Below are 1,285 nucleotides of genomic sequence, written 5' to 3'. Positions count from 1 at the left end.
GGGTTAATATTAGCAACGGGAAGTTCCCCTGTGCATCCGCACAATGACACTGTTGCCTTCCCTCATCATACCAAGTCATTCAAGCAGTATACGAATTTCATCGGTATCCATTGAGTCTACGGCGCAAAAGAACGCAAAAGAGCCTTTGAACACCCTATTCCGGTGTCAAAAGGCTCTCCATCTTTTTGGTGGAGGATAGGGGATTTGAACCCCTGACCCCTACGCTGCCAGCGTAGTGCTCTACCACCGTTGTCGGTTTCACTACCCAATCGTTCCCGAAAAGGCGCTTGAGCCGCCGGATGTTTATGCCACCCTTTGGGCACCATATTAGCGGTCGGAATCAAGACGCGCAATCACTGAACACGAGGAGCAGTATATCACAATGGTCTTCGGCGATGCACAGCCACGAGCACGTTGACAGTGCTGACGCATGAGCGTATTGGTTCGGGGGTGCGCCTGGGCAGAGGTGGACCCAAAATGGGGGAGCGATGAGTCGCAGCGTGTAGAGGGAGTTTTCTCGAGAACGATTTGCGTGTTCCGGAATGGGGCAATGCCCAGGAAATGCGATTGAAATCAGCCCTTCGTTTGAGGGTGCAGGAGGGTTGCCCTTCTGTTGTTGGGGAGTGCCAAGCGTTAGAGCAGCATTCGGGGCTGCGGACGTTTTGAGCAGGACGCGAATAGTCGATCCCGAGCGAGCCAAGGGTTCCTCCAACTTTCCCGGAGAAATTCAAAGTCCCGCGAATCCCCAGTTCGTGCACTTTCTTGATCAGGGCATCCGTGTGAAGCGTCAGCGTGTTCAGCAAATGTTCCAAGTGCATCATGACGTGCCATTTTTTCATGGCCGACCAGTTGAGCGAGAAGGCATGCTCGTACTGGTAGCCGTGGTGTTTCTCCTGCAGGATATTCTCCTCAATCCCCCATCGGTGGCGGGCTGCACGGTTGCATCGTTCCAGGACGTTTTGTTGCGTGAGAGGTCGCGACGATACCCAGACCCAGTCCGCCTTCTTCGTGATTCCGCCCTCTCCCCAAGTGTCCGTACATCCCGCAACATGAATCTTCAATCGGCGCCAAGACTTCGGTGTCTCCTGAAAATCATAATCAATCTGGTTCACCCACCAAAACACTTGTTTCCGGTTCCCCCAGTGATATGTACGCGTTTGGTCCTTGTCCAGTTTTCGGAGCCCATTGACCTCCTCCCACACGCTGGGGAGACACTCCCTTGGCAGGACAATCATAAAGTCCAGATTGTAATTTCATTTTTTGATTTGGAAAGTATTGCAGAATA

The 1,285-nt window shown here is 52.7% G+C and carries 2 protein-coding genes; both read right to left on the bottom strand.

Going from position 1 to position 1,285, the window contains the following annotated elements; translation table 11 throughout:
- Positions 1–377: 377 nt before the first annotated feature.
- Complete coding sequence (locus AAC01S_RS19485) at positions 378–1,112, bottom strand: hypothetical protein (protein WP_157071306.1); 735 nt, start codon at positions 1,110–1,112, stop codon at positions 378–380.
- Positions 1,099–1,285 (bottom strand): hypothetical protein (locus AAC01S_RS19830; protein ID WP_217997873.1); only part of this gene is annotated, 187 nt, incomplete at its 5' end. The genes AAC01S_RS19485 and AAC01S_RS19830, both read right to left, overlap by 14 nt.

The organism is Alicyclobacillus acidiphilus NBRC 100859, assembly GCF_001544355.1.
GTDB classification, from domain to species: Bacteria; Bacillota; Bacilli; order Alicyclobacillales; family Alicyclobacillaceae; genus Alicyclobacillus; species Alicyclobacillus acidiphilus.
The sequence above is the reverse complement of the archived record's forward strand: the minus strand, read 5'-3'. Positions and strand labels throughout refer to the sequence as shown.